The sequence below is a fragment of the Clostridia bacterium genome (genome assembly GCA_036654455.1).
GTDB lineage: Bacteria > Bacillota > Clostridia > Christensenellales > CAG-314 > JAVVRZ01.
Map to the genome: position 1 here is coordinate 222,473 of JAVVRZ010000001.1, position 11,703 is coordinate 234,175.

The 11,703-nt window shown below is 35.9% G+C and carries 11 protein-coding genes; all 11 read right to left on the minus strand.

From position 1 onward, the window contains the following. The 11 genes from RR062_01085 to ispG all read right to left on the minus strand — a co-directional run bounded on the left by RR062_01085 (position 1) and on the right by ispG (position 11,701). Positions 1-852: a TIM barrel protein gene (locus tag RR062_01085; protein MEG2026316.1), complete on the minus strand. Its 852-nt coding sequence runs from the start codon at positions 850-852 to the stop codon at positions 1-3. After that, positions 836-1,726 carry a riboflavin biosynthesis protein RibF gene (gene ribF, locus RR062_01090; protein ID MEG2026317.1) on the minus strand — a complete coding sequence of 297 codons (891 nt, stop codon included), beginning with the start codon at positions 1,724-1,726 and terminating at the stop codon, positions 836-838. The genes RR062_01085 and ribF overlap by 17 nt, the downstream gene beginning before the upstream one ends. After that, positions 1,719-2,579, minus strand: a complete 861-nt coding sequence (gene truB / locus RR062_01095) for a tRNA pseudouridine(55) synthase TruB (protein ID MEG2026318.1) — start codon at positions 2,577-2,579, stop codon at positions 1,719-1,721. The genes ribF and truB overlap by 8 nt, the downstream gene beginning before the upstream one ends. 94 nt (positions 2,580-2,673) lie before the next feature. Continuing rightward, a complete protein-coding gene (locus RR062_01100; GenBank protein ID MEG2026319.1) occupies positions 2,674-3,651 on the minus strand; it encodes a bifunctional oligoribonuclease/PAP phosphatase NrnA in 978 nt (325 codons plus the stop codon). A gap of 8 nt (positions 3,652-3,659) precedes the next feature. After that, entirely contained in the window at positions 3,660-4,058 is a 399-nt protein-coding gene (rbfA, locus tag RR062_01105; GenBank protein ID MEG2026320.1) for a 30S ribosome-binding factor RbfA, read from the minus strand. 48 nt (positions 4,059-4,106) lie between these two features. Continuing rightward, complete coding sequence (gene infB, locus RR062_01110; protein ID MEG2026321.1) at positions 4,107-6,818, minus strand: translation initiation factor IF-2; 2,712 nt, start codon at positions 6,816-6,818, stop codon at positions 4,107-4,109. 19 nt (positions 6,819-6,837) lie between these two features. Further along, positions 6,838-7,098 carry a YlxR family protein gene (locus tag RR062_01115; GenBank protein MEG2026322.1) on the minus strand — a complete coding sequence of 87 codons (261 nt, stop codon included), beginning with the start codon at positions 7,096-7,098 and terminating at the stop codon, positions 6,838-6,840. A gap of 65 nt (positions 7,099-7,163) precedes the next feature. Continuing rightward, on the minus strand, positions 7,164-8,357 hold the full coding sequence (gene nusA, locus RR062_01120; protein ID MEG2026323.1) for a transcription termination factor NusA: 1,194 nt from the start codon (positions 8,355-8,357) through the stop codon (positions 7,164-7,166). A gap of 22 nt (positions 8,358-8,379) precedes the next feature. Then, on the minus strand, positions 8,380-8,838 hold the full coding sequence (rimP, locus tag RR062_01125) for a ribosome maturation factor RimP (GenBank protein ID MEG2026324.1): 459 nt from the start codon (positions 8,836-8,838) through the stop codon (positions 8,380-8,382). A gap of 193 nt (positions 8,839-9,031) precedes the next feature. Next, a complete protein-coding gene (locus RR062_01130) occupies positions 9,032-10,555 on the minus strand; it encodes a hypothetical protein (protein MEG2026325.1) in 1,524 nt (507 codons plus the stop codon). Positions 10,556-10,636: 81 nt separating this feature from the next. Beyond that, the gene (gene ispG, locus RR062_01135) at positions 10,637-11,701 is read right to left on the minus strand and encodes a flavodoxin-dependent (E)-4-hydroxy-3-methylbut-2-enyl-diphosphate synthase (protein MEG2026326.1); all 1,065 of its coding nucleotides are present in this window, start codon (positions 11,699-11,701) and stop codon (positions 10,637-10,639) included. Between the last annotated feature and the right edge of the window lie 2 nt (positions 11,702-11,703).

The window sequence follows — 11,703 nt, forward strand, 5'->3', positions numbered from 1 at the left end:
TTATATATTATTATATATTTTTTTCATTGTACAAGCGTCAATATCTTGCGTGCCTGCCGATTCGCACATAATTGTCGGGGATAAGTCAAGACATTTCAAGGCTTTCGCTAAGGGTTCAAATTCCGGGCCATAAGTCGAATTATCAAATGTAAGGTGACGTATCTCGCCAAATTTACCAAACTCAATTTTAGAAAAATGTATATGAAGTCGTTTAGAACGTTCCCCGAGTTTTGTCAACATATTTTCTAAAATTTTGACATAATCGTCATAAGTATTAAGTTTACCTAAACTTCTCGCATAAATATGTCCAAAATCTAAGGTAGGAATATAAATGTTGTCGATTGAACAAAGTTCAATCACTTCTTCGGCTGTGCCTATTTGACTACTTTTGCCCATTGTTTCTAAGCAAATAAGGTTATTCTGCAAAGAATTGTCATAAATTAGTTGTGTTAATACTTTTAAACGTTGTTTAACTAATTCAAAAGCATTTGCGTAAGACATTTTACCTTGCGTTCCGCTGTGGACGACAACTCTATTTCCGCCTAAGAGGTTTACCTTTTTGCAACAATTTATGATATACATAAAAGATTTATCTATCATATCTTGACTAGGATTTGCTAGATTAATGTAATACGGCGCATGAACTGACACATCAATATTATTTTTTTTACATTCTTGACTAATTTCTATGGCTTTGTCGTCGCCTAATGTAATACCCCTACCAAAAGAAATTTCGTAAGCGTCAAGCCCTAGTTTATTTAAATAGCTTGGAGCTTCAATTGTGTGTTTTAAACCGCTTTCAAAAAATTTTAAGCTGTTTCCACTGACGCCAAATTTAATATTTTGTTGCATATTCGCTGTCCGCCATAAGTTGAGCTTTTAGCTCGTTAGGATTTTTGTATATTTTGGTTTCTCTAATAAATTTAAGCAAAGTAACTGCTAATGTTTTTTGGTACAAATCACCATTAAAGCCAATAATATGAACTTCTACCAAATTTGTATAAACATTAAACGTAGGCGCTGCGCCTATATTGACTATACAGCGATATGTTTTGTCATTTAGCACGCTTTCGCCTATAAAAACGCCTTGTGGAAGAATTTTGTCATTGTCAACGGATAAATTTGCCGTAGGAAAACCTAACTTTTTGCCTTGTCCTCTACCTGCGACGACTTGTCCGCTTATAAAGAAGTCGCTACCTAATAATTTATTAGCTTCTTCGATATTACAAGAAGAAATAAGTTGTTTTATTCTTGTTGTGCTAACTTTTATATTGTCAACGCTATATTGTTCTATTACAAAAAGCTTAATATTAGCTTTATCGCAAAGTTGTTGAAGAACTTGAACGTTTGCCTTTTGACAAGAAAAAGTATAATCAAAACCGCAAACAAGGGCTACGATATTATGCTTAATTAATTTATCAAAAAAAGTTTGAGCGTCAAGCGAGGCAAAAGCTCGGTCAAACTCGCAATATAGCTCTACGTCTATGTTTGTTTGTTCAAGAAGTTGAGTGCGTTCTTCAAAAGTGTATATCAACTTGTTTGAAACGCCCAAAACATTTAAAAAATTGTTAGTAAAAGTAAATAACGCCGACTTTGCATTGCAAAGGTTGGCTACTTTTTTCACATTTAAAACTATTTCTCTATGTCCTAAGTGAAGGGAATCAAAAAATCCTAAGCCTAAGACAATTTTATCTTGTTTTGGAAAGTAGAAGTCTATTCTATCCATTATATAGGTTATACTCCATTTGCAAGGTATCGTTATTGTTTACAGCTATGCCAAACAAAGTTCCATTGCAATAAACAACAAATTTACCGTCAATTTGTTGGTTAAAAGGAATCTTTACTCCATTTGAAAGTTGACGATAAAATTCGCTGTCGATGTCTATTCGTGGTAAATCGGTAAGAGCGTAATCAATCGGCAGTAAATACTCGTCTATTTGCCCGCTTTCTTTAAGAGTATCGAGTAAAACAGAATTTTTAAGAGTAAAGCAACCGCTCTGCGTCCTTCTAAGTTTGCTCATAATAGCTAGACTACCAGTCACATTACCTAAGTCACGAGCAAGCGACCTTATATAAGTACCGCCACCGCAAAGAATCTCAAAAGTATATTTATTTGGTTCGGTTTGTTCAAGCAGTTGATAATTATATATCATAACCTTACGAGGCGCAAGATTAAATTCAGCACCGCTTCGAGCTAATTTGTAAGCTCGTACGCCACCTATCGAAAGCGCCGAGTAATTGGGAGGGAGCTGTTCTATCTCGCCTATAAAGCCAGATAAAGCCCTTAAAACCATATCTTTTGTAGGAATTATCGCCGTCGTGTCAGTTACGACTCCGCTAGCGTCAAGCGTATCGGTTGAAACACCAAAAGTATATTCGGCAATATATTTCTTTTGCTTAAAGGTTAAATAGTCAAATAGCTTAGTTGCCTTGCCTATTGCAACGGGCAATACACCGGTAGCGTCAGGGTCTAGCGTGCCTAAATGCCCGACTTTTGCCTTAGTCAATCTTTTTACAACCGCTACTGCCTTAGCCGAACTTATACCTTGTAATTTATCTATAATTATAAAACCGTCCACTTGTTTATCCTTTAAGTATACTAAATAATTTAAAAAATAAGTAAAAATTCTACTAAATTAAAGAACCTTTACAATACTTTAAGTAAAATTGTTGCTAAATTAAGTTAAGGCGAGATAGCGTATCTTCGACTTCTCTTTTAATTTTTTCGAGAACGTCTTCAAAAAATCCGCTAATTTGACAACCCGAAGCAAATTGATGTCCCCCGCCACCGAAAAATTCGCAAATTTCTCTTATTGATACATCTTTACCACGCATACTGACTTTATAAACATTTTCAGCGTATTCAAAAACTGATACTGCAATTTTTGCCGTGTTGATGTTGATAGCGTAATTTACTACGTCGCTTGCGTCCTCGGCCGTACAATTATAGTCTGCAAGGTCTTTTTTCATAATATATACAAGACAATACAAGCCGTCGTAATAAGAACGGACACGTTCAAGCATACGACCTAGCAGTTTTGTGCGGTTAAAACTAATTTCTTTAAAAAAAGTGCGATTGACTTTGGTAATACTTACATTGTGTCTAGCTAGATAACTTGCGTTTGCAAGCGTATCAGCCGTTGTATTTGCGTGTGAGAAGTTACCTGTATCCGTGCTAATTGCAAGATAAAGTAAATTTGCAAGCGTTGAATCGATATTAACATTTAATACTTTAATTATATCTAGAATAATTTCTGCTGTTGAAGAAGTGTTGAATAAACAGTTATAAACCGCATAAGGCAAACCATTGTGGTGGTCGATAGAGAGAGTATTTAAAGATTGGCTAAATTCGCCTGAAAGCTCCCCTAGTCTAAACACATCTCCGCAATCAATAGCTACTATAAGGTCAAATTTTTCTTCAATTTTAGAATATATTTGAAAATTTTCGGGAATAAAACGAGATATTTTTTCGTTAGGTTGCTCGTCGCAAAAGACTTTGCAGGTCTTATTTAGTTGGGAAAGGGATAGACTTAGCCCGATGGCGCTACCAATAGTATCTCCATCGGGATTAGAATGACATATTAAAGCAATTTTATTAAACTTAATTAATAAATCTGCTGTTTCTTGTGTTGAAAGTAAAATTTTTTTCATTTTTCTCGCTATTTTTTGTCGCCATTATTCTCGCCATTGTCAAGAACGTCTTGTTGAAGCGGTTCTTCTTTGATTTCAGCTAACAATTCGTTTATTTTGTTAGAATGTTCGTAACTGTGGTCTAACTCAAAAAAAAGTTGTGGCACTGCTCTAATTCGCATAGTTTTAAGTAAACAATTGCGAATAAAACCCGCCGAAGACTGCAAACCTTCAAATGTGCGTTTAGACGCTTCGCTTGAAGTAGAGTAAATACTTACATATACCTTAGCAAAAGTCAACTCGGTATCGCAAGTAACCTCAGTAATGGTAAACATCTCGGTAATATTTGGATTTTTTACTTTTTTATTGATAATTTCAGTGATATTTTTTCTAAATTCACTATTTAACTTTTCAATTCTGTCGCTCATAAATTTCCTATAATTACAAAACTGTAATTTAATGTTTAATAGTTTTAATTATTGTTTAATTTGTTCGATAATATACGCTTCGATAACGTCGTCTTCTTTAATGTCGTTATAATTTTCAATAGTTATACCGCATTCGTAATCGCTAGCGACTTCTTTTACATCGTCCTTAAAGCGTTTGAGCGTATCGATTACGCCCTCGAATATTAAAACGTCGTTTCTATATAATCTAACCTTGGCGATTCTGGTGATTTTACCGTTTGTAACGTAGCAACCGGCAATTGTACCGACGCTACTAGCCTTATAAATTTTACGAACCGATGCCGAACCAATAACCACTTCTTTAAATTTAGGCGAAAGCATACCGTGAATTGCTGCGTCAATGTCGTTAACTGCATCATAAATAATACGATAAAGTCTAATATCGACGTGTTCTGCCTCTGCGCTAATCTTCGCCGCATTGTCAGCTCTTACGTTAAAACCAATTATAATGGCGTTACTTGACTTAGCCAAACTTACGTCGGTTTCATTAATTGCGCCTACGCCACCGTGAATGGACTCGACTCTAACTTCTTCGTTGCCAACCTTAGACAGAGCCATTTTAATAGCGTCTAGACTACCTTGCACGTCGGTTTTGATTATTAGATTGAGAACTTTCATATTATCTTGGTCAATTTTACCAAAGAAATCGTCAAGCGTAACAGGAGCGGTTGAAGTCTTGCTTTCTTCTCTTATCTTAGTCGTTCTTTCGTCGGCAACCTTACGAATAAGTTTTTCATCGGCTACATATAAGAAGTCGCCTGCATTAGGCACTTCGGAAAAACCTACTACTTCGGCTGGCCACGAAGGTAACGCCTTAGTAATTTTTCTTCCCTTGTCGTCGGTCATAGCTCTAATTTTGCCTGTCGCAGTGCCTGCGATTACATAGTCGCCAACTCTTAAAGTACCATTGCTTACAAGAACGGTTGCTACAACGCCACGACCCTTATCAAGTCTTGACTCAATTACCGTGCCTGCGCCTTTTTTGTCGGGGTTAGCTCTAAGCTCTTTAACTTCGGCAACTGTAAGAATAGCTTCTAGTAATTCGTCAATACCTTGACCTGTCTTTGCTGAAACGGGTACCATAATCGTATCGCCACCCCATTCTTCTGTTACAAGGTTAAATTCGGTTAATTGTTGTTTGATACGCTCGATATTTGCTTCGGGTTTGTCTACTTTGTTAATAGCTACTATAATAGAAACTCCCGCAGCCTTAGCGTGAGAAATTGCCTCGATTGTTTGTGGCATAACGCCGTCGTCGGCTGCTACAACAATTATCGCAACGTCGGTAACTTGCGCTCCCCTTGCTCTCATCTTAGTAAATGCTGCGTGACCCGGGGTATCGATAAAAGTAATTTGCTCGCCGTTAATCGAAGCGATATAAGCGCCTATATGTTGAGTAATTCCGCCGGCTTCTCCCGTTGCTACCTTAGTCTTACGAATTGCGTCAAGCAGAGAAGTTTTGCCGTGGTCTACGTGTCCCATTACGGTTACAATAGGCGGTCGTTTAGCATTATCGGGAAGATTGTCTTCAAATCCGTTATCCGTCATCATTTCTTCGGCGGTCTTATCAAGTTTTAATTCAAGTTCGACGCCAAAGCCATTTGCGATGTACGCTGCGTATTCAAAGTCAACAGAATCGTTAATATTTTTAAGTATGCCTTCTTTAAATAATTGCTTAATTATTTCAGTTGCAGGTTTACCTATCTTATCGCTCAAAACCTTAATTGGAACGTCTTGGGTTGAAATTATAGCTTTGTCGATTTTTTTCATTGGGGCAATAATAATTTGTTGCTTTTTGCCTCTTGGCTTACTGCGAATTCTACCTTCCTCGTCCTCTGGCGAATAAGTGCGTGTGACAAGGGTGCGTTTATTGATTTGTTTCTTGTCGTCTGGCTTATCGTGAGTTTTATTTTTATTGCCAAAAGTCTTTGCAACGCCGGTATTTACTATTGGCGCAGTCGTCGGGTGGAGAGGTTTTTTAACTATTGGTCTAGTCGCACTAGTGTCTTGGTCTTTATTTTGTATAAATTTACCGCCAAAAGGAGCTTTTGCGCCGTTACTGGTATTATTATTGTAAGGCGGTCTAGTCGTACTAGCGTTAGGATTTCTTGGATATCTTTCGCCAACGTTTGCGGGTTTTTTGGGATAAGTTGGTGGTGGCGTAGGCTGTAAGAACCTTCTTACAGTAACGTTGCCTTTTTCGTCAGTATTTGTTTTAGTTGAAATATTAGGATTTGCTAGCGTAGGTTGCGCTGCGCTACTTGTAGCGTTAGAATTTTGAGAAATTCTCTTTTCTTTTTTAGGCTCGACCTTTTGGCTAACTTCGGTAGGCTTAATTGGTTCGACTTTTTCTTTAACTTCGATAGGTTTGCTATCTTTGTTAACTTGCGGTTTTACTTCAACACTTTCGGGCGTTGCTTCAACTTCGTTATTTGCTTTTGGCTCGGTTGGTTTGACCTCAACTTGCTGTTTTGCCTCGCTGATAACTTGCGGTACTACTTCTTCGATAATTTGCTGTTCTTGCGAAAAAATAGCATCGTTAACACTCTTGGCAAATTCGTTTTTCTTCATAGAGATAGAAACGTCAATCTCATCTAATTGAAGTTTAGCAGACCTTATAAGTTGTGATAGCTTAGTAGCCTTAGCTTTTGTACTCTTGATATTTCTAAGGTTGTCAAAACTTTGTGTGTTTTCAGTTGTAGTCTTAATTTCGGTTGTCAAACCCATTACCTCCAAATGTTTAGCCTAGAAGTTCTTCTTCTAATTGTTTATATACGTCTTTGCTAATTTCACAGCTAAGACTTCTACTTATTGCTTTGCTCTTGATACACTTATTTAAGCACGCTGTATCTTTACAAATATAAACGCCCCTACCATTAAGTTTACCAGATTTATCGATTACGATTTGCCCTTCGGGTGTGTGGACTATTCGCAATAATAAATTTTTATCTTTTTGCTGTTTGCAACCAACACAGGTGCGTTGAGGAATTTTTTTGTTCATAGTTTTGTTAATTAAACACCATTTATTATTATATCATAAATATAGAAACTTGCGTTAAATATCTATTAATTATTATCAGGTTTTGTATCTATATCAAGATTTTCGTCTAAAATTTTTGCTATAATAGGATTTACTTCTTGACTTTGGATATTTTCTTCATTTAAGGTAGGCTCATCTTCTTGAACGGTATCGTTAGCGTCAAATAGACCGCTTGCAAGAGCAACGCTATAAGATTTAACGTCAATTTTCCAACCTGTAAGACGAGCGGCCAAACGGGCATTTTGTCCGTCTTTGCCAATAGCCAATGATAGTTTATCATCGGGAACAATTACCTTAGCTTCTTTAAGATTTTCATCGGCTTGAACCATAAGAACTTTTGCAGGAGAAAGCGAACGAGCGATAAAATCGATAATATCTGCGCTCCACGGAATAATGTCAATTTTTTCTCCGCCTATTTCGCCTACGATTGCATTTACTCTTGTGCCGTGATTGCCTACGCAAGAGCCAACTGCGTCAATTTCGGGGTCAAGCGAAGTAACGGCAATTTTTGTGCGGAAACCCGCTTCTCTAACTATGCTTTTAATTTGTATAATACCCGAACGAATTTCTGGAACTTCATTTTCAAACAACCTTTTGATAAAACCAAAAGTTGTTCTTGAAAGCATAACCTGCGTACCTTTAAGACCTTCTTTAACTTTTTTGACAAAAACTTTAATTTTATCCCCGGGCGCAAATTTTTCGCCGGGAATTTGGTCAGAGCGTAGCAAAATACCTTCCATTTGATTTTTGCCTATTTCTACAAAAATTGTGCCGTCTTCTTTAATTCTAGACACTACGCCGATTAAAAGTTCATTTTCTTTTTCGATATATTGACTGTAAGTAATATCTTTTTCAGCTTGTTGAAGAAGATTTAAAATAGTATTTTTTGCTGTTTGAGCGGCAATTCTACCAAAGTCTTTGGGAGAAATTTCATTAATAACTTGGTCGCCGATATTATATGTCTTTTTAAATTCACGAGCTTCTTCAAGCGACAGTTCTTTTTCGGGTTCAACGACTTCTTCAACTACATTTTTATAGGTAAATACTCTTATCGTTGACTTTTCGGGATTAAGCTTAACTGTAACATTAAGCGCTTCGCCATAAGATTTTTTGCAAGCGTACGTCAACGCCGATTCGAGCGCCTTAATAAATACGTCTTGGTCAATACCTTTCTCTTTTTGCAAATCTTCCAAAGCAATAAAAAATTCTTTGCTTATCATCTTTATATCCTCCGATTAATTGTTAAAACTCTATATACGGCGTTATTTTTGCCGTAAGTGACTTCTTAAATGTGATTGGTTTATTATCTACTAATATTGTAACGTCTTCGTCAGTTTGAGATACCAACAAGCCGACATATTGCTTATGACCTAGGTAAGGAGCGTACAGCTTGACTACAACTTGTTTGCCACTGTTTTTTTGAAAATCCCATTCGGTTACAATAGCACGGTCTAAACCGGGAGAAGAAACGTTTAGAATATAGGACTGGTCGTCAGTAGGGTTAAGGTCGTCTAAGGGCTGGTCAATAGCTCTATGCAAGGCTTCGCAATCGACAATTCCAACGCCCTCTTTCTTGTCGATAACGACAATTAAGTGCATTCCGTCAAATTGCTTAACATAATTAACTTCTACTAAATATAGTCCTAAACTTTCGGCTATTGGCCTTACAAGTTGTTCGACATATTGACTAATTTTACTCATAAAAACATCCTTACATAAATATGAGAGCGGGCAAACCCACTCTCGCTAAGACTTCTTCATAGGTATTCTATCATAATAGGTTAAAATAATCAAGTGTTTTATAATAGATAGTTTTGTGTTGCAAAGCAATTTTTATAGTTTTATTGCTTAAATAGTAGTAAAAATAGTTAAAATATAGAAAGTTTTGACACCTTTATAGCAAATTGTTGTCTTTTACAAACATTTCAAGCAAACAAACTGCCATACTCAGCGAAGTGTCAAGATATTCTTCTTGTATTAACGTTTGAAAAATTTCGCTAAGCGTTGAGTAATTTACCTTCTTTTTCTTTTTATCGCTTAGTCTTCTACCTAATAGATAGTTTTGCGAAAGTTGAATAAAGTCAAAATTTATGTTGTTAAAATAGTAACCGTAACCCGTTGCGTAGTATTTAATAAATGACATAGCGACTTCTATATTTAGCCCAACCACAACAGAATTAGCGCAAAACTTAAATAAATCTGGAATAATATCGGTAATAGTAGGCGACTCAATCAATTTTGCATTGTCAACCCCTTCTATATCAAGAATTATTTCGGGGTTAATTAAAGTCGAAAAGCCAGAAGTAATCTTACCATTTTCAATTTTTGTACAATTAATCGAATAAACCTTGTCTTCTAACACTTTTTGACCGCTAGATTTTAAATCTAAGGTAACAATTACATTATTTTGTAAATATTCGCAAGTTTTTTCACCGCCAATTTTTATTTGTTCGGGAACGGCAACTTTTGTTGGCTTAATCAATAAATATTTCTCGGGCATAGGTTTTGTCGTATTAACATTTTCTTCCATTGGTAGAATATTACAAAGAGAAATGTCATAAACTTTTAATTCTAATTGTTTACTGTAATTTGAAAAACTTACTGCGCCACAAACAAGCGCATCAAGGTCATTTCTCAAAGTCGATAATTTAAGGGCAACGTCGTTACGCCCAAAAGCTACGGCTTGTATGCTACCGCTATAATCGGTTAGAGTAAATTTATAGATAATCGCCGTTGTTTTTTTAGATTCCAGTATATTGAAATTAGATATTTTACCGCAAACGACGCAAGATTTTTGCGTATCGACTAGGTCAATAATATATCGTGGTTGACTAAGTATCTTTTTGCCGACAAAACGTTCGACGTTTACAACTTTATTAAATCGTTTAGGCTTAGAAAGCTCGGCGTTAAGACTAATTTGTTGGTAAACTTTAACCTGTTCTTTTAGAGTGTCAATTTTAGTATCGCTACTGTGAACCATTATAGAAATATTAAAAGTTAAAGCAGATATATTTGTAAAAGTTGACTGTAATTGTTGCTTAATTTGAGCATTTTCAAATATTTGAAAAGTCAGCTTATCTAAATCGAAAGCAATATCGCACTTGCCATCATTAAGTAAAATTGAAGGTTGAGTAGTTAGACGATGCTTAATTGATGGGTGGTCGTCCATAAATTGTTGGATAATTTCCTCAACTTCTTCATTCGTGAAAGTATCAAGCATAAATTTAATGTAACATTCGTAAGAATTATCGTTAAATTTATAGGTAAGAGCCCTAATTTGTTTTTTTTGCTCCTCGCTTAAAGAATTTTTAGTACAAAAAGTATAAGTTACGTCTTGTCTATTCGTATCAATGACAGTTTTGCGTAACCTTAAATCTTCATATTTGCCTGTAACTTCTCTTATTTTTTGAGCTAACATTTTTACCTTTTGTACCTTTAAGTTGAGTTAGAATATATTAAAACGAATAATTATCACAAATATACTTATATTTTTAGTGGTTTATTTAGAATTTAATTGTTTTTCAATCACAAGTTTGTCAATCTCTTGTAAAAAAAGCTTTACTGCGTCTTTTTTATCAACTTTTTTGTAAATAACGCCTTTTTTAAAAAATGAAATTTGTCTACCGCCGGCAAGACCTAGTTCGGCACTTGCGCATTCGCCCGGTCCGTTGACTTCGCAACCCATAACGGCTATTTTTAGTTGAACATTAATATTTTTTACATAATCGTATACTTGTTTTGCAACCGAAACTAAGTCAATTTGGCATCTTCCACACATTGGGCAAGACACAAGGTCAACTTTTTGCTGTGGATAACCACATTCTTGAAGAATATTTCTAGCTACGATTACTTCTTCGATTGGATTTTCGGTAAGCGAAACTCTAATGGTATCCCCTATGCCTTGACTGAGCAAAGTAGAAATTGCCAAAGTGTTTTTAACTATTCCGTATTGCATAACGCCGGCTTCGGTAAGCCCGATATGTAACGGATAATCAAATTTTTGAGAAAGAGCGCAATTTACAGCTATTGTTTGACTAACTGAGGTGCTTTTTGCCGACAAAACAAGTTTTGTAAATTTGCGTTGCTCAAACATATCTATGTATTGAGAAATGCCCGATAAAAAAACTTCTTGCTGGCTTAACCCTTTTGAAAGTAGGTCTTTGTCGAGAGAACCGCTATTTACGCCTATTCTTATAGCTGTATTGTGTTCTTTTGCCGAATCTATAATATAATTTAAAGACTCTTTTGGAAAATTACCGGGATTTATACGAATTTTTGCCACACCGCTTTCGATAGACTTTAAAGCAAACTGAGCGTTAAAATGTATATCGGCGACAATGGGCAAAGAGCAAGAGCTTACAATTTTAGACAAGGCATTTGCGTCTTCTTGACAAAAAACAGCAAGCCTAACTATATCGCAGTTGACTCTTTTAAGCTGTTCAATTTGTAGAAGTGTAGCGTCTATATCTCTTGTCTTAGTGTTTGTCATAGACTGAACGGCTATTTTGTTGTTTCCGCCTATTACAACGCTCCCGATATTAATTTCTTTGGTAATCCTTCTCATAG